The sequence below is a fragment of the Aestuariivirga sp. genome (assembly GCF_020252395.1).
In the GTDB taxonomy this organism is placed as follows: Bacteria; Pseudomonadota; Alphaproteobacteria; order Rhizobiales; family Aestuariivirgaceae; genus Aestuariivirga.
The window spans coordinates 41,916-57,575 of record NZ_JADCDB010000005.1 but is presented as its reverse complement, the minus strand read 5'-3'; the positions used below and the strand labels follow the sequence as shown (position 1 = coordinate 57,575).

At 65.9% G+C, this 15,660-nt stretch carries 14 protein-coding genes and 1 riboswitch; of the genes, 7 read left to right on the top strand and 7 right to left on the bottom strand.

The features are described 5' to 3' along the window. Positions 1 to 81: 81 nt before the first annotated feature. From cobO to IOC82_RS04535, 5 genes are read right to left on the bottom strand one after another with little or no spacing between them, the layout of a single operon-like run. The gene (gene cobO / locus IOC82_RS04555) at positions 82 to 699 is read right to left on the bottom strand and encodes a cob(I)yrinic acid a,c-diamide adenosyltransferase (RefSeq protein ID WP_290544993.1); all 618 of its coding nucleotides are present in this window, start codon (positions 697 to 699) and stop codon (positions 82 to 84) included. Continuing rightward, on the bottom strand, positions 696 to 4,349 hold the full coding sequence (gene cobN, locus IOC82_RS04550; RefSeq protein WP_290544992.1) for a cobaltochelatase subunit CobN: 3,654 nt from the start codon (positions 4,347 to 4,349) through the stop codon (positions 696 to 698). Before cobN ends, cobO begins: the two co-directional genes overlap by 4 nt. After that, positions 4,349 to 5,386, bottom strand: coding sequence for a cobalamin biosynthesis protein CobW (gene cobW / locus IOC82_RS04545; RefSeq protein WP_290544991.1), 1,038 nt, complete (start codon positions 5,384 to 5,386; stop codon positions 4,349 to 4,351). The genes cobN and cobW overlap by 1 nt, the downstream gene beginning before the upstream one ends. Next, a complete protein-coding gene (locus IOC82_RS04540; RefSeq protein WP_290544990.1) occupies positions 5,383 to 6,111 on the bottom strand; it encodes a CbtA family protein in 729 nt (242 codons plus the stop codon). The genes cobW and IOC82_RS04540 overlap by 4 nt, the downstream gene beginning before the upstream one ends. A gap of 16 nt (positions 6,112 to 6,127) precedes the next feature. Beyond that, on the bottom strand, positions 6,128 to 6,307 hold the full coding sequence (locus tag IOC82_RS04535) for a CbtB-domain containing protein (protein WP_290544989.1): 180 nt from the start codon (positions 6,305 to 6,307) through the stop codon (positions 6,128 to 6,130). Between the two features lie 20 nt (positions 6,308 to 6,327). Further along, positions 6,328 to 6,541, bottom strand: a riboswitch (cobalamin riboswitch). A gap of 146 nt (positions 6,542 to 6,687) precedes the next feature. Here IOC82_RS04535 and IOC82_RS04530 point away from each other — a divergent pair. The 7 genes from IOC82_RS04530 to IOC82_RS04500 all read left to right on the top strand — a co-directional run bounded on the left by IOC82_RS04530 (position 6,688) and on the right by IOC82_RS04500 (position 13,422). Continuing rightward, positions 6,688 to 7,989, top strand: coding sequence for an SPOR domain-containing protein (locus tag IOC82_RS04530; protein ID WP_290544988.1), 1,302 nt, complete (start codon positions 6,688 to 6,690; stop codon positions 7,987 to 7,989). Positions 7,990 to 8,096: 107 nt separating this feature from the next. Next, positions 8,097 to 8,792 (top strand): restriction endonuclease, encoded by a 696-nt coding sequence (locus tag IOC82_RS04525; RefSeq protein ID WP_290544987.1) that lies wholly within the window; start codon positions 8,097 to 8,099, stop codon positions 8,790 to 8,792. Positions 8,793 to 8,799: 7 nt separating this feature from the next. Continuing rightward, positions 8,800 to 9,216, top strand: a complete 417-nt coding sequence (locus IOC82_RS04520) for a DUF1489 domain-containing protein (RefSeq protein ID WP_290544986.1) — start codon at positions 8,800 to 8,802, stop codon at positions 9,214 to 9,216. A 170-nt stretch (positions 9,217 to 9,386) separates the two neighbouring features. Then, entirely contained in the window at positions 9,387 to 10,331 is a 945-nt protein-coding gene (locus tag IOC82_RS04515) for a substrate-binding domain-containing protein (protein WP_290544985.1), read from the top strand. Positions 10,332 to 10,386: 55 nt separating this feature from the next. Next, positions 10,387 to 11,931: a sugar ABC transporter ATP-binding protein gene (locus IOC82_RS04510; RefSeq protein ID WP_290544984.1), complete on the top strand. Its 1,545-nt coding sequence runs from the start codon at positions 10,387 to 10,389 to the stop codon at positions 11,929 to 11,931. 14 nt (positions 11,932 to 11,945) lie between these two features. Further along, positions 11,946 to 12,962, top strand: a complete 1,017-nt coding sequence (locus IOC82_RS04505) for an ABC transporter permease (RefSeq protein WP_290544983.1) — start codon at positions 11,946 to 11,948, stop codon at positions 12,960 to 12,962. Between the two features lie 4 nt (positions 12,963 to 12,966). Beyond that, positions 12,967 to 13,422, top strand: a complete 456-nt coding sequence (locus IOC82_RS04500; RefSeq protein ID WP_290544982.1) for a GNAT family N-acetyltransferase — start codon at positions 12,967 to 12,969, stop codon at positions 13,420 to 13,422. A 12-nt stretch (positions 13,423 to 13,434) separates the two neighbouring features. Here the strand turns inward: IOC82_RS04500 and panC are convergent, their stop codons facing one another. After that, complete coding sequence (gene panC / locus IOC82_RS04495; protein ID WP_290544981.1) at positions 13,435 to 14,277, bottom strand: pantoate--beta-alanine ligase; 843 nt, start codon at positions 14,275 to 14,277, stop codon at positions 13,435 to 13,437. A 65-nt stretch (positions 14,278 to 14,342) separates the two neighbouring features. Further along, entirely contained in the window at positions 14,343 to 15,623 is a 1,281-nt protein-coding gene (locus tag IOC82_RS04490; RefSeq protein ID WP_290544980.1) for a DNA polymerase IV, read from the bottom strand. Positions 15,624 to 15,660: the final 37 nt, after the last annotated feature.

Sequence of the window (15,660 nt, the reverse complement as noted above, 5' to 3'; positions counted from 1 at the left end):
CTTTCAGTCCCGTCTCTGGGGACGCTGCGAGGGCGTGTTCTAGACCTGGCGGAAGGCAGTCACAAGCACGTTTGCGGCGTCCTAGAACTCGATCCCGGCCTGGGCCTTCACGCCGGAGCGGAACGGGTGTTTCACCTGTTCCATTTCGGTGACGAGGTCGGCGATCCCGATCAGCTCGTCCTTGGCGTTGCGTCCGGTGACGACCACGTGCTTGCCCTGGGGCTTGTTCTTCAGAACCTCAAGCACCTCATCCAGCGGAAGGTAGTCGTAGCGCAGCACGATGTTGAGTTCGTCCAGCAGCACCATCTTATAGCCGGGGTCGGCGATCATCTTCCTGGCTTCCTCCCAGGCGGCGCGGGAGTGGGCAATGTCGCGCTCCCTATCCTGGGTCTCCCAGGTGAAGCCTTCGCCCATGGCCTTGATGGTGACGAGTTCGGGGAACTTCTCCAGCACCGTTCGCTCGCCGGTTGCCCAGGCACCCTTCACGAACTGGATGACGCCGGACTTCATGCCATGGCCGACGCAGCGGAACACCATGCCGAAAGCGGCCGTCGACTTGCCCTTGCCCTTGCCGGTGTGGACGATCAAGAGGCCCTTCTCGATGGTCTTGCCGGCCATGATCTTGGCGCGGGCGGCTTTCTTTTTCGCCATCTTCTCGTGGTGGCGGGCATTGTCGTGGTCAGGTGTTTCGCCGGTCATCGGGTCAGGTCCTCGAGAAGATCATGGGCGGAGTTGAGGCGCGGCGTCCAGAGGCCCCGCTCGCGCGCCTCGCGGAAGCGTCCGGCGATTTCGCGCAACGCCACGGGATTGTTGTCGCGGATGAAGCCGCGCGTCGCATCGTCGGCCAGGAAGGCATCGTATGCCAGATCGAAATGATGGCTGCGCACCGCCCCCGTGGTGGCGGCGAAGGCGAACATGTAATCGACGGTGGCGGCGATCTCGAATGCGCCCTTGTAGCCGTGGCGCTTGACGCCGGCGATCCACTTCGGATTGACGACGCGGGAACGCATGACGCGGCTCACCTCTTCTTCCAGCGTCCGGATGACCGGGCGCTCAGGCCGCGAGTGATCGTTGTGATAGACGCGCGGGCGGTGGCCCGAGGCCTGTTCCACGGCGGCCGCCATGCCGCCTTCGAACTGGTAATAGTCATCCGAGTCGAGCAAATCATGCTCGCGGTTGTCCTGGTTGTGGACCACAGCCTCGATGCGCTTCAGGCGTTCGGTGAAGGCCTTTTCGTCATTGATGCCTTGGGCCTTCGCGCCATACGCATAAGCACCCCAGGTGATATAGGCGGCGGCAAGGTCTGCCCGGCCGGTCCAGATCTTCTCGTCGATCAGCGCCTGCAGGCCCGCGCCGTAAGCGCCGGGACGCGAGCCGAAGATGCGGTGGCCGGCCATGTCACTGGCGGCGGCGGCATCGATGCCGGAGCTGGCAAGCGTCTTGGCCTCGCTGCGCATGCGGGCGGCGAGGGGGTTGTCGTCATCATCCTCGTCGAGGGCGCCCACGGCGCGTATGGCCCTGTCGAGGAGTTCGATCTGGGCCGGGAAGGCGTCACGGAAGAAGCCGGAGATGCGCAGCGTCACGTCGACGCGCGGGCGGCCGAGCCTGGCGAGCGGGATGATCTCATAGCCGGTGACGCGCCAGCTCGACGGCTCCCACACGGGCTTCGCGCCGACGAGGGCGAGAGCCTGGGCGATGTCGTCACCGCCGGTGCGCATGTTGGACGTGCCCCATGCGGAAAGGCCGAGAGCCTTCGGATACCGCCCGGCATCCTGGAAGTGGCGGAGCAGCAGGTCTTCCGCTGACTTCTGGCCCAGGTTCCAGGCGGTGGGCGTGGGCACCGTGCGGTTGTCGAGCGAATAGAAGTTCCGGCCGGTGGGAAGCACATCGAGGCGGCCGCGGGTGGGCGCGCCAGAGGGACCGGGGGCAACGAAGCGGCCAGAGAGGCCTTTCAGCAGCGAGGCGATCTCGTCTTTCCCGCAGGCGCGGAGTGCGGGGCGGATGCGCGCGTCGATCTCGTCGAGGACACTAGCCGTGGTGCCGAAATGCGCGGGCAGTGACGTACCGGAGAGGAGGGCGGCGGCGAAGAGTTCGAGCCGCTCGACGGTGTCGCCGTTGCTGCGCCATGAATCGGGCGTGAGGGATTGCAATTCTGCGGGCCTGTCGCCTATCCATGCGGTGGCCATGTCGCAGGCGAGGGGATCGAAGTCCGCGAAGCCGAAGTCCATGGTGAGCGCGCGGATGAGAGACTGGTCGCCGCGTTCGCCCAGGCCCCGCGGCACGCGGGTCAGCGCCACGAGCAAGTCGGTTTCGAGGCGGCCCTCGGGCGAGCTGCCGAGGATGTGCAGGCCGTCGCGGATTTGCGCCTCCTTGAGGTCGCAGAGGAAGGCGTCGAGGCGTTGGAGGTCCTGGTCCGCGTCGCCGGTGAAGCCCGCGTCCTCATCGAGACGGGAGGATTTGGTGAGGTCGAGGATGTCGCGCTTCAGAGAATCCCGGCGGCGGGCATCGAGGCCGGAGGCGAGGTAGTATTCATCGACGAGCGCTTCGAGGTCCTTGAGGGGCCCATAGGTTTCGGCGCGCGTCAGCGGCGGCGTCAGGTGGCCGATGATCACCGCACCGGTTCTGCGCTTGGCCTGCGTGCCTTCGCCTGGGTCGTTGACGATGAAGGGATAAAGCTGCGGCAGGGGGCCGAGTGCGACCTCCGGCAGGCATTCGGCGGTAAGCGCATTGGCCTTGCCGGGCAGCCATTCGAGATTGCCATGCTTGCCATTGTGGATGACCGCGTCTGCCTTGAAGTGATGGCGGAGCCAGAAATAGAAGGCGAGATAGCCGTGCGGCGGCAGCAGGGCGGGGTCATGATAAGTCGATTTGGGATCGATGTTGTAACCGCGCGCCGGCTGGATGGCGACGGCGGCGTTGCCGTAGAGGCAGATGGGGAGATGGAAGGCGCCGCCGGCGAAAAACGGATCGCGCGCGGGATTGCCCCAGCGTTCGGTGATCCGGGTACGGAGGGGTTCAGGGAGCGTGTTGAAATGCGCGGCGTAGCCGGCGAGGGCGAGCGCGGCGGTGGATGAAGCGGCGCGCCTCGCATTCGTCGGCCCGCGCTGCAGGTCCGCGACGATGCCGTTGCCCGTCTGCGGATAATTTGCGACGCTGTAGCCTTCGGTGCGCATCGCGTCGAGGATCGCCACTGTGCTGGCGGGCGTGTCGTAGCCCACGCCATTTGCGATGCGGCCGTCCTTGTTGGGGTAGTTGGCGAGGATGATGGCCACGCGGCGCACGGGCGCAGGGGTGCGGCGGAGCTTCGCCCAGTTGGCGGCGAGGTCGGCCACGAAATCCACGCGGTCCGGCACCTCGCGGTAGGTGACGATGCGGCACTGGGTGCCCTCATGCCAAAGGCTGTCGGCCTTGAAGGAGATGGCGCGCGACATGATGCGGCCGTCCAGTTCCGGCAGGACCACATTCATCGCAAGGTCGCGGGCGTTGAGGCCCTGGGACGACTCCCGCCAGCTCTCCGCCGATGAGCCGGAGAGCACGACCTGCAGCACCGGGCAATCATGCCGGCTGAGCGGATCGCTGCCGCCGGAGGCCACCGCGAAGCCGGTGCAGTTGAGGATCACGTCGGGGGCGTCAAGGTTCTGATGCATCATTTCGATGCTGGCGCGGTCCTTGAGGCTCGCGACGTAGAAGGCCTTTGCGCAGACGCCGCGTTCGGCGAGGGTATCGACCAGCGCATCGATGGGCGCCGTCTGTGCGCCTTCGAGGACGGAGCGGTAGAAGACGATGGCGGCGAGCGGTTGGCCTGCCTTCGCTGTGTCGCGGTAGACACCGGCCTTGGGAAGCTCGCGTGCCGGGGCGGGAGCTTCGGTGCCCTCGGTGAGGTGGCGGCAGTAGGCGAGGAAGGCTGCGGCGTTCTCTGCGCCGCCGATCACGAGATATTGGCGCAGGCGCTCGCAATGTTGGGGAGCAAGCGTGGAACGCGCAGTGAGTTCTGGGTCGGGTTGGGCATCACCGGGCAAAATGCTGAGCCTGATGCCGCGTTCGCGGGCCATGGCCTCGACCTGGTCGAGGCCGTAGCTCCAATAGGAGGCGCCGCCCAGGACGCGGAGCACGATGAGCTTTGCGTGGGAAAGCGTCTTTTCGACATAGAGATCGACGGAGAGCGGATGCTGCAACTGCAGGAGATTGGCAAGGCGCAGCGGGCAGGGTGCCGCATCATGCGCGCGGGCAAGTGAGGCCAGTTCGCTGTCGGCAGCCGACAGGACGATGATGCCGGCGGGGGATTGTGCGAGATCGACAGCTTCCGCGCCGCCGTCGATCACGCCCGATGTCGTGGCGAGGAGATGCATCAGCCCCGCAGCATGGCGGCGATCGCCTCGCGGTCCATGTGCTTTTCGCCGATGACGACGAGTTCGGTGCCGCGCCGGTCGCCTGCCTTCCACGGCCGGTCGAAATAGCTGTTGAGGCGGGGGCCAACTGCCTGCAACAGAAGCCGCGCGGGCGAGCCCTTGATATCGACGAAGCCCTTGAGACGCAGGATATCATGCGTCGCGATCGCGGTCTCGATGCGGGCGAGCAGCGCCGCCTTGTCGGCCACTTCGCCGAGCGAGACGATGAAGGTGACGAAATCGTCATGGTCATGCTGCTCCTCGCCCTCCATCTCGTGGTGCGACAGGCGGTTGTGCAGGTCGTCCTCGGCGGAAGCGCCGACACCCAGCAGGGCGGCGACGTCGATCTGACCGTGGCGGGTGGGCACGAGGCGCGTGCCGGCGCGGACCTTTGACTTGAGTTCGCCGATGACGGCGGCGTGCTCATCGCCCGCCAGCAGGTCGGTCTTGTTGACGATCACCATGTCGGCGCAGTTGATCTGGTCCTCGAAGAGTTCCTCGATCGGGTTCTCATGGTCGAGGTTGGGGTCGGCCTCGCGCTGGGCCTGGACGGCCTCCTCGTCATCGGCGAAGCGGCCCTCGGCCAAAGCCTTGGCATCGACCACGGTGACGACGCCATCGACGGTGACGCGCGACTTGATCTCGGGCCAGTTGAAGGCGCGGACCAGCGGCTGGGGCAGTGCGAGGCCCGACGTCTCGATCACGATGTGCTGCGGCGGGTCCTTGCGGTCCAAGAGCTTCTTCATGGTGGGGACGAAATCATCGGCCACCGTGCAGCAGATGCAACCATTGGCGAGTTCGATCACGTCCTCGTCGCGGCAGGCGCCGGCGCCGCAGCCGCGCAGGATTTCGCCGTCGACGCCGACATCGCCGAACTCGTTGATGATCAGCGCGATGCGGCGGCCCCTGGCGTTCTCCAGCATGTTGCGGATCAGCGTGGTCTTGCCCGCACCCAGAAAGCCGGTGATGACGGTGGCGGGAATTTTCTCGGTGCTCATGTGGCGTAGATGTCCTTTGCGGTCTGGCCCAGCACCAGGCCCAGGAAGACCCCGATGATGCACCAGAACACGGCGTTGGCGGCAATGGAATTGGAGACGAAGCGGGCGATCAACTCGGCCGGTATGAGGTTCTCGCCCTGCGGCGGGACGGGCGCGCCGATGACATGCGGCGCGAGGATCAGCACGGCGGCGAGCACCAGTGCTGCGGCGCGTGTCTGCGTGGCAAATAGATAGATGCCTGCGGCCGTGGCGGCGATGGTGCCCACCCACCAGACCTGGCGCGCGAAGAGATCGGCCGCCGTCATGCCTGGAAGCTCTGGCGGCAGGCCTGCAGCCGGGGCGAGCGTGACGGCAAGGAAGCCGCACAGGCCCCACAGGATGCCGTTCTTCCGGCTGATCTGCAGGCCGGTGAGGAGCGAGACGGCGGCCAGAATGGCGGCGAAGCCTGCTCCCGTCATAGCGGCGGTGAAGGTGGTGGCAAGCGTGCGCGGCCAGCCGTCCTCCGGCTTCCAGCCTTCACCGTGGTCATGGTCGTGTCCACCAGACTCTGCCGTGGTTCCGGCCTCCGGCGCGGCGCCATGGGAATGCGATGCGGAGCCGCCCGCGCGCTCGAAAACCTCGGCCTCGAGAATCAGGGGGGTGAGCCGCACATGCTGGATCACGCCCATGACAAGCCCTGCCGCGATCCCTGCCAGGAGCACGGCGAGAACGGCCCGCCCGATCATATGGAGCTCGCGTGGCTCAGTGGCAGGGGAAGCCGATGGCGTGGCGCGTGTCATGCGCCGTGTTGTGCGCCACCGCCATGGAGGAAAAGCCGGCCGCGAAGGTCAGCGTGGCGCCGATGAAGAGCAGCGCGAAACCGGCGGCAATGCGCTTCGAACCCTTGAGCGAGGTGGCGGAAGAAATTGTGCGAGCGGTCATGAACACCCTCCGTGGTGACCTGTTACGTCTGTCTGTGTGGCAGGTCTCCTGACTTGCGGGTCGCTGAACCTTGGCGGCCTTCCCGGTTTCCCAGTGGCCAGAAGTGCCAAAGCCCTCGCCGCTCACAGTTGCGGGGGCAGTCACGGATTCGGCCCCGATTGGGTCATCCTCACCGTGTTCCCTATTAGGCCCGCTGTCCGTCTGGCAACGGGCACCACACCAAAACTGTAATGCCATCTTGACAGTCGCCCGTCAACTCGCCCGCGCCGGAAACGAGTCCGAAAACGACACAGCGGCAGGCGATGCGTTTACCACTTGTCAATCTTGTAAAGCCTTTGCGGCAATAGGTTTTTAACCACGCGGAACCGATACTGACGGGCATGAGCATCCGTACCCTGTTCCTTGCCTCCGTCTGTTGCGTGGTCATCGCCGCAAGCACCGCCCCGGCCTGGTCTGCCGCCTCCACGCCCGAAACCAAACTTGCCGCCGAGGCCTACAAGGCGCTGCAGGCCGGCGACGCCGAAACGGCGGTGTCTGATTATTCCAGGGCCATCGACTCGCGCGCCTTGCCGCCGGATGTGCTGGCCAATGCGCTGATGAACCGGGGCCTCGCCTACCAGCGGCTCAACGAGCATGAATTCGCCATCGACGATTATACGGCCGCGCTGCGCATTGATGCGCTGTCGGCCAAAGTGCGTGCGCTGGCGCTCTATAACCGCGGCCTCTCCTACCAGCGGCTCGGGCGCAATGCGGCGGCCGTGGAAGACTATACCTCGGCCTTGTTCCTCGATGCGTCCTTCAGCCACGCCTATTACAGCCGCGGCACGCTGCTGCGTGGCCAGGGCCAGTATCTTTTCGCGCTCGCCGATTTCGACAAGGCGCTGAGCTACGATTATCCGGAACCTGCGCGCGTCTATGTTGCGCAGGCCTCGACCTTCGAGAAGCTGAACCGGAGTGCCGACGCCCGTGACGCCCTGCACAAGGCGCTGGACGCCAAGCCCGGTTACGAACCCGCCCTGCAGCGCCTTGCGGCACTTGACGGCGCGCTGGCCGCTGCCGCCCAGGGCGATGAGATTCTCACGTCCGCCACCAGCCCGGCGAGCGACCAGCTTCCGGTTGCCAAAGCGCCCCCCGCCGCGCTGATGGGCGCGGACGCGCAGGCCTCCGCTGCCTCCAGCCCCAAGCTCTTCACCGACCGCGTTCCCCAGGAGCAGCCGGTGCGCGTGGCCGCCGCCGATCCCGTGCCTGACGTACAGCCCGGGTCCGGCGCAGCGGAAGAGAAGGTTCTCGCCGTCGAAGATGTTCCGGCGGACGACCAGATTGCGGCCCCCGCCGAACCGGCGGCGCCTGCCATGCAGCCGGCTGAAACCCAGGCCGCCGAGGCCGCCCCGCCAACGCCGCCCGGGGAGCCTGCGCCGCAGCCGAAAATCACTGGCTGGTCGGTGCAGCTCGCCTCCGCAACCAGCGAGGATTCGGCCTGGTCGACCTGGAAGAAGATGCAGGCCCGCAACAAGGCGCTGGCCGCGCAGCAGCCGGTGGTGGTGCGCGCCGACCTGGGGACCAAGGGAATATTCTATCGCGTGCGGCTCGTCGGCTTCGACAGCCAGGAGGATGCCGGCAAGGCCTGCTCCCGGTTGAAGTCGAAGGGCGTGAACTGTTTTATCAGCAAGGCTTCTTCCTGATCTGACTGCGGGAAGGGGATGGGGAACCCGGAGCCGGGCGCAAAGTCTGGCTCCGGGTTTTGCTTTGGGATAAGCCGCTGTTAACGGTTGCAGCTTAACCTTACGTCATGTTCGTGCTGAGCGACTTCCAGCAATTGATGCAATCGGCTCCCGACGAGCTGGAACTGCCGGAGGCGCCGGCGGCCTTCATGGGCGGCATCACGGAGGAGGGCTGCGCTGCCCTGACGGCTCTGGTGAATGCATCCAATGTTGTTTTGCACCGTGAGCTGATTGCCCGCATCCACACCCAGACGCCGGAGTTTTTCGAGCGCCTCGTCATCGATGTTCTGCTCGCCATGGGCTATGGCAGCGACCGCGCCGGCATGGCGCGCTGCCTTGGCCGCTCCGGCGATGGCGGCATCGACGGCATCATTCCGCTTGACGAGTTGGGCTTCGATACGATCTCAATCCAGGCCAAGCGGTTGAAGCCGGGCATGCCGGTGCCCATCGCCGACGTGCGCGACTTCGCCGGCAGCCTCGAGGCGCGGCGCGCCGGCAAAGGCGTGTTCGTGACCACCACGCACTTCTCATCCGGTGCGGCGGAGTTCTGCGCCCAACTGGTGCGCCGGGTGGTGCTGATCGACGGCAACCGCCTGGCGGAGCTGATGATGCGCTGTGGCCTCGGCGTCAGGGTTCAGCACCGCTTCGAGATCCGGGCGCTGGACCTCGCCTATTTCACGCCGGCCGTGGCGCGCGAGCCGGGCGAAAGCGCTGGGGAAAACCCGGCACTTGGCGGTTTCAACCGGGGGCCTGCGTCCCTATGATCGGCGCATGCCGCTCAACCTGCTCAAGCTCTGCGTCGGTGTCTCCGAAATCGAGGAGCTTGAGTCCTGGGTGAAGGACTGCAAGGCCGGGCGTGACACGCTCGACCATGTCACCCGCATGTTTCCGAAGCGCAGCCACGAGATCCTGCCGGGCGGCTCGCTGTACTGGGTGATGCGCGGCATGATCCTGTGCCGCCAGCCTATCGCGGCGCTGGAGGAGGTGACCGGGGCGGACGGCATCGCGCGCTGCCGCATCGCGTTCAAGCCGCAGATCACTCCGGTGCGGCCGGCGCCGAAGCGCGCCTTTCAGGGCTGGCGCTATCTCGAGGAAGCCGACGCACCGCCCGACTTGCCGAAATCCTCGAAGATCGACGGCATGCCGGAGAAGCTGCGCCGCGAACTGGCGGAGCTGGGCCTGCTTTAGCGGGTGCGGGCGGCGGCGTTTTCGTTCGGCCGCGCTTGCAGGCCCGCTGCCCGGCTGGACAATGTGTTGAATTCAATTTAGCGTTTCGTTCTGCAGCGCTCCGCAGAATGGGCGCGGGCCCGCGGCAAGCGCCGCGCGTGACGGCAAATTTTCACATGGGAGGACCACCAATGCATAAATTGACGAGACGCTCGATCCTGCTTGGCGCCGTGGCGCTGCCGCTAATGTCGTCCGTGGCGCTGGCCGCGGACAAGATCCTGGCTTCGGTGCCGGGGCTTAGCTTCCCCTTCTTCGTGCACATGATGAACGCCTTCAAGGCGGAGATCGAGAAGCAGGGCTATGAAGCCATCGAATCCGACGGGCAGGTCTCCTCGCCCAAGCAGACCGCCGACATCGAGGCGGCCATCACCCAGGGCGTGAAGGGCATCGTGATCAGCCCGAACGAGGTCGATGCCATGGCGCCGGCGCTCCAGCAGGCGGTGGAAGCCGGCATCCCGGTTGTAACGGTGGACCGCCGCGTGGCGCAGGTCGAAGGCATTCTCGCTCATGTCGGCGCCGACAACGTGAAGGGCGGCGAGGCCCAGGGCAACCTCATCGTGTCGATGTTCCCGGATGGCGCCACCATCATCAATCTGCAGGGCCAGTCCGGCGCATCGCCTGCCATCGATCGCAACAAGGGCCTGCATAATGTGCTCGATCCGCTGAAGGACAAGTACAAGATCGTGTTCGAGCAGACGGCGGGCTTCGCGCGCGACAAGGGCATGTCGGTGACCGAGGCGGCCCTCTCCGGCCTGTCCGAGCCGCCGAAGGTGATCGTCGCCGCCAATGACGACATGGCGCTGGGCGCCATGGAGGCCGTGAAGGCGCGTGGCCTCACCGGCATCGCGATCATCGGCTTCGACGCGCTGCCGGAGGCTCTGGCCCAGGTGCGTGACGGCGGCCTGACCGCAACCATCGAGCAATTCCCCGGCCAGCAGAGCGCGCTCGGCGTTCAGACGCTGGTTGCCTTCATCAAGGACGGCACAAAGCCGGCGGAGAAGGTGCTGCTCATCACCCCGGTGGCGATCACCAAAGACAATCTGAAGACCGCCGAACGTCTTGGCGAAGTGAAGTAAGTTACGGCATCCGCGGTCCGGCCGGGTGACGTCACCCGGCCGGCCATCGCCTCTCATGACAGAGCCTTCACACGCCGCGCCGCTGCTCGAAATGCGGGGGATTTCCAAGTCGTTCCCCGGCGTGCGGGCGCTCGACCAGGTGGATTTCACGGTGGGTGAGGGCGAGATCCACGCCTTTCTTGGCGAGAATGGCGCGGGCAAGTCCACGCTGCTCAAGATCCTGTCCGGGGCGCAACCGCCTGATAGTGGCATGATCGTCTTCGCCGGCCGGCCGGTGCAGTTCGCCTCGCCGCAGGAAGCGCAGCGGGCGGGCATTGTCACCATCTACCAGGAATTCACCCTCGCGCCGGACATGACGGTGGCGGAGAACGTGTTCATCGGCCGCGAGCCGGGCTCGCGACTGTTCATCAGCTACCGCCAGCTCGAAGAGGAGACCGCCAAGCTGTGCCGCCGCATCGGCCTGGAACGAAGCCCGCGCGCCCTGGTGCGCGACCTGTCGGTTGCCGAACAGCAGATGGTGGAGATCGCGCGCGCACTGTCGATGAAGTCCCGCCTCATCGTGATGGACGAGCCGACAAGCGCGCTGAGCCGCGCCGAAGTCGAGAAGCTTTTCGCCATCATCCGCAACCTGAAAGCGGAGGGGATCACCACCATTTTCGTCACCCACCGCCTGGAAGAGGTCTTCGAACTGTGTGACAGCTTCACCGTGCTGCGCGACGGCCGCCATGTGGGCCGCGGCAAGGTGGCGGAGACGGACATGGATGGCATTATCCGCCTCATGGTGGGCCGCGAACTGGGGCTTCTGGCGGCGCGCCAGGTCTCTTTCGACACCGGGGAAAAGGCGCTCGAGGTGCGAGCACTCAACCGCCGCCGCAAGAGCAGCGATGCGAGCGCCATCGAATTGCATGACGTGTCGCTCTCTGTGAACCGCGGCGAGATCCTGGGCATTGCCGGCCTCGTCGGCGCGGGCCGCAGCGAAACGGCCCGGGCGATTTTCGGCGCGGACCGTTTCGATTCCGGCGCCGTGATGATCGGGGGGCAGGAGGTGCGCATCGCCAGCCCGCGGGACGCGATTGCCCAGGGCATCGGCCTGGTGCCTGAGGACCGGAAGCAGCAGGCTCTGTTCCTCTCGCAGGCCATCCGCACCAACATGTCGATCACCGCGCAGGGCCGCATTTCTCGGTTTGCGGTCTTCATCAGCGGCGCCAAGGAAGACGAGCTGGTCGAGGAATACCGCAAGCTCCTCAACATCCGCATGGCTTCGGCCGGCCAGGTGGTGGGAAATCTCTCCGGCGGCAACCAGCAGAAGGTGGTGCTGGCGCGTTGGCTGGCGCTGCGGCCGAAGGTTCTGATCGTGGACGAGCCGACGCGCGGCATCGACGTGGGCGCCAAGGCGGAGGTGCACAACCTGCTGTCCGAGATGGCGCAATCGGGGATCGCCATCATCGTGATCTCGTCCGAACTGCCCGAGGTGCTGGCGCTGGCGGACCGCATCGTCACGATGCGCGAGGGCCGGGTGACCGGCGAAATGATGCGCGCGGACGCGACACAGGAAAAACTGATGACGCTGATGACCGTCGGGTCACGGCAAGCGGCATGACGGGGAGCGCCAAGATGACAGACGCCAAAGCTGCCGAGGGCCGCCAGAATTTCGACGCCTTCACCTTTCTGGCGCGCTTTGCGCCGCTGATCTTCCTGCTGCTGCTGATGCTGGTCTTCGCCATATTGGAGCCGCGGTTTCTCTCCTCCGTCAACCTGTTCAACGTCATGCGGCAGGTTTCGATCATCGGCTTGCTGGCGATCGGCATGACCTTCGTGATCCTCACCGCAGGAATCGACCTTTCGGTGGGCTCGCTTCTCGCCTTCGCGGGGCTCGTCGCCGCCGCGGTCGCCAAGGGCGGCATGCAGGACCGCTTCACCGTGGGCGACGATACGATCGGCTATGGCTGGCAGTTGGCGGCGCTCGCCGCCATCGCCGTGGGTTTACTCGGAGGGCTTGCGCAGGGCATCGCCATCACGAAGCTCAAGGTGCCGGCCTTCGTGGTGACCTTGGGCGGCATGTCGGTGTTCCGGGGCGCTGCCCTGCTCTTCGCGGCGGGTGGGCCGATCTCGGGCTTTCAGCCGGACTTCACCTGGTGGGGGCAGGGCAAGATCCTGTCGGTTCCCGTGCCGGTCATCATCTTCCTCATCGCCGCAGTCATCGCTCACATCGTACTGCGCTACACCCGCTATGGCCGCAGGGTCTATGCAGTGGGCGGCAATCCGGAAGCTGCAAGACTTGCCGGCGTCAATGTCTCTTTCGTCATCGCCAGCGTCTATGTGATCATGGGCTTCTTCGCTGGGCTCGGCGCCTTCGTGCTGTCGGCGCGCCTCAACTCGGCGGAGGCCGTGGCAGGTACGGGATACGAGCTCACCGTCATCGCCTCGGTGGTGATCGGCGGCACCAGCCTGTTCGGGGGTGCGGGCTCGATCTTCGGCACGGTGATCGGAACTGTGCTCATCGGCGTGCTGCTTAATGGCCTGGTGCTGATGAACGTCAATTCCTATATCCAGCAGATCATCATCGGCGTCATCATCGTTCTGGCGGTGGCCTTCGACACCTTCGCCAAATCGCGCCGCAAACGCGCCTGAGGCCATGCCAGACCTTGTGAACGTCCGCCGCCTTACCACGCAGGATGACCCGCAGGCCGCGACGGCCCTCCTGCAGCGCTTCTTCCGCGAGGAGGGTTTCGACACGCCGGACGGGACGATCGCCGCCAACCTCCGTGCCATGCTGACGATGGACCGCTGTGCCGTGTTGTTGGCCGAGGATCAGGGCGAGGCGGTGGGGGTGGCCACCGTGTCGATGGATTTCGGCATCGAATATGGCTGGTCGGCGGAGCTGGGCGATCTCTATGTGCTGCCGTCGCATCGCGGCAGGGGATTGTCCCGGGCGCTGATGATTGCGGCGGAAGACTGGCTGCGCGGCATGGGTGCTGTCGGCTATCAGGTCAGCGTCACGCCCCATGGCGCGGATGCCGACCTGCGGCGCTTCTATCTGGCGCATGGCTTTGCGGATGAAGGCCGCGCGCTGCTCTACAAGTTGCTTTGAAGCTGCCCGGGTTCACACCCCCACATTGTCGATCAGCCGCGTCTTGCCCAGCCAGGCGGCGGCGAGGATGCGCAAGGGTTCGTCGCGGTGCTGGGGCAGGACCAGTGTTTCGGCGTTGCGCACGGTGACGTAGTCGACCTTGAAGCCCAGCGCCAGCAGCGTGCGCGTGGCGCTTGTCATGGCGGATTGCAAGTCGAGGCCGGCGCGGATGCGCTCCGCGGCGTGGCTGATCGCCGAATGGATGGCCAGCGCCTGCTGGCGCTCCTGTTTCGAGAGGTAGACGTTGCGGGATGATTTCGCGAGCCCGTCATCTTCGCGCACGGTGGGGATGCCGACCACCTCGATGGGCAAGTCGAGGTCCTTCGCCATGCGGGTGACGACCTTGAGCTGCTGGTAATCCTTCTCGCCGAACATGGCGTAATCAGCGCCGGTCTGCGTGAAGAGCTTGGCGACAACGGTCGTGACGCCATCGAAGAACTGCGGGCGGAACTTATCCTCGAGGCCGGCCTTGGCGGGACCGCCCAGCGTGACAGTGGTGCAGAAGCCCTGCGGATAGATCTCGTCCGGATTGGGCAAATAAATCATGTGGCAGCCGGCCTCGCCGAGCTTGCGCACATCGCCTTCCTCGTCGCGCGGATATTTGTCGAGGTCCTCATGGGCGGCGAACTGCTTCGGGTTGACGAAGATGGTGGCGATCGTCCGGTCGGCGCGTTTCAGGCCCTCCGCCACCAGGTGCGTATGGCCGGAATGGATGGCGCCCATGGTGGGCACCACGGCATAGCGGAGCCCCTCGGCCCGCCACTTGGCGGTTTCGCGGCGCAGGGCGGCAAGGGTGCGGACGAGTTTCGGTTTCATGGCCCGGAATCGGTAGCTGACGCGCGAAACTTGCTTTAGCCCGTCCGGGGCCGCGGCGGAAAGGGTCAGTCGTCCGAGCCGAACGCGATGCCGCGGGCCACCGCCGCGCGGCCGAACCTGTCGCGGATGCGGTCGACCGCCAGTTCCGCCCTGGCGCGGGCGGCGGCGGTGACGTCCAGCGTCTCCGTCTCCTGTTCGGGCCGTGCCTCGACGAGGCCGGAGATGCCCACCCCGATGAGCCTGAAGGCGGTGCCCGTCGCCTCACGCTGCAGGAGTGGCAGGGCGGCGTCATAGATGCGGTTGGCGAGCAGTGTGGGGTCCGCCAGCGAGACGTTTCGGGTGCGGAGCTTGAAATCGGCGGTCTTGAGCTTCAGCACCACCGTGTGGCCCGCCACACCTTCCGCCTTGGCGCGGCGCGACACTTTCTCGGCGAGCGGCCACAGGATGCGCTCCAGTTCGGCGCGGTCGCTGATGTCGGTGTTGAAGGTGGTCTCGGCGCTGATCGACTTCGAATGCTCATCGGTCGAGACGACGCGCTGGTCCTCGCCGCGCGACAGGTGATAGAGCCGCGCCCCCATCGAACCAAAGCGGCGCATCAGCTCGGTCTTCTCCATCTGCTGCAGCTGGGCGATCATGGTGATACCGCCTTTCGCAAGCTCCTCCTGCATCGCCTTGCCCACGCCCCAGATGAAGCCCACGGGCTTCGAGGCGAGGAAGCTTATCGTTTCCGCCTTGCCCAGCACCGAAAAGCCGCGCGGCTTTTCGAGGTCGGAGGCAAGCTTGGCCAGGTACTTGTTGTGCGACAGGCCGGCCGAGGCGGTGATGCCCACCTTCTCGGTGACGCGCCGGATGAGATGGGCGAGTGTCAGTGCCGGGCTCATGCCGTGGAGCCTGGCGGTGCCGGTGAGATCGAGAAAGGCCTCGTCGATGGAAAGGGGTTCGACCAATGGCGTCACCTCCAGCATCAGCTCGCGCACGATCTTCCCCGCGGCGGAATATTTCGCCATGTCGGGCTTGATCACCACCGCCTCGGGGCAGAGCTTCAGCGCCTTGAACATGGGCATGGCCGATTTCACGCCATGAATGCGCGCGATGTAGCAGGCGGTGGAGACCACACCGCGCGTGCCGCCGCCGACGATCACCGGCTTGTCGGCAAGCTCCGGCCGGTCACGCTTCTCGACGGCGGCATAGAAGGCATCGCAGTCGATGTGGGCGATCGAGAGCTGGTGCAGCTCCGGGTGGCGCAGCAGGCGCGGGCTGCCGCAGGATTTGCAGCGCCGCTCAGCACCCGAAACAGGCGTGAAGCAGTCTCGGCAGAAGCCCGCCGTCGCGGCATCGTCTTGCATGCAGATCATACTAGCGCGCTGCGCCGGATTGGGGAAC

What these genes read in the sequence shown, in the direction of transcription:
- cobO (WP_290544993.1), bottom strand. Translation starts at nt 699, where the DNA reads ATGACCGGCGAAACACCTGACCACGACAATGCCCGCCACCACGAGAAG.
- cobN (WP_290544992.1), bottom strand. Translation starts at nt 4,349, where the DNA reads ATGCATCTCCTCGCCACGACATCGGGCGTGATCGACGGCGGCGCGGAA.
- cobW (WP_290544991.1), bottom strand. Translation starts at nt 5,386, where the DNA reads ATGAGCACCGAGAAAATTCCCGCCACCGTCATCACCGGCTTTCTGGGT.
- IOC82_RS04540 (WP_290544990.1), bottom strand. Translation starts at nt 6,111, where the DNA reads ATGATCGGGCGGGCCGTTCTCGCCGTGCTCCTGGCAGGGATCGCGGCA.
- IOC82_RS04535 (WP_290544989.1), bottom strand. Translation starts at nt 6,307, where the DNA reads ATGACCGCTCGCACAATTTCTTCCGCCACCTCGCTCAAGGGTTCGAAG.
- IOC82_RS04530 (WP_290544988.1), top strand. Translation starts at nt 6,688, where the DNA reads ATGAGCATCCGTACCCTGTTCCTTGCCTCCGTCTGTTGCGTGGTCATC.
- IOC82_RS04525 (WP_290544987.1), top strand. Translation starts at nt 8,097, where the DNA reads ATGTTCGTGCTGAGCGACTTCCAGCAATTGATGCAATCGGCTCCCGAC.
- IOC82_RS04520 (WP_290544986.1), top strand. Translation starts at nt 8,800, where the DNA reads ATGCCGCTCAACCTGCTCAAGCTCTGCGTCGGTGTCTCCGAAATCGAG.
- IOC82_RS04515 (WP_290544985.1), top strand. Translation starts at nt 9,387, where the DNA reads ATGCATAAATTGACGAGACGCTCGATCCTGCTTGGCGCCGTGGCGCTG.
- IOC82_RS04510 (WP_290544984.1), top strand. Translation starts at nt 10,387, where the DNA reads ATGACAGAGCCTTCACACGCCGCGCCGCTGCTCGAAATGCGGGGGATT.
- IOC82_RS04505 (WP_290544983.1), top strand. Translation starts at nt 11,946, where the DNA reads ATGACAGACGCCAAAGCTGCCGAGGGCCGCCAGAATTTCGACGCCTTC.
- IOC82_RS04500 (WP_290544982.1), top strand. Translation starts at nt 12,967, where the DNA reads ATGCCAGACCTTGTGAACGTCCGCCGCCTTACCACGCAGGATGACCCG.
- panC (WP_290544981.1), bottom strand. Translation starts at nt 14,277, where the DNA reads ATGAAACCGAAACTCGTCCGCACCCTTGCCGCCCTGCGCCGCGAAACC.
- IOC82_RS04490 (WP_290544980.1), bottom strand. Translation starts at nt 15,623, where the DNA reads ATGCAAGACGATGCCGCGACGGCGGGCTTCTGCCGAGACTGCTTCACG.